Raw genomic sequence first — 219 nt, forward strand, 5'->3', positions numbered from 1 at the left:
GGGCTACAGCCTCAGCCCGCAGGACAGGGGCAGCGACGACACCCTCGACAGCGACGCTAGTCCCACGACCGGCGTCACCACCGCCATCACGCTCACCTCCGGCCAGACCGTGGCCAACGTCGATGCCGGGCTTTGGCAGAACGGCAACATAACTGGCCGGGCCTTCACTGACCTGAACAGCGACGGCGTCCGTCAGACCGGCGAGGCCGTGCTACCCGG

Annotated in this window: 1 protein-coding gene; it reads left to right on the forward strand. The window is 68.5% G+C overall.

Features of this window, described 5'->3' with window-relative positions; translation table 11 throughout:
- Positions 1 to 219 (forward strand): SdrD B-like domain-containing protein (locus E2C06_RS37175; protein WP_133293449.1); only part of this gene is annotated, 219 nt, incomplete at both ends.

The organism is Dankookia rubra, assembly GCF_004355005.1.
Taxonomy (GTDB): Bacteria; Pseudomonadota; Alphaproteobacteria; order Acetobacterales; family Acetobacteraceae; genus Paracraurococcus; species Paracraurococcus ruber_A.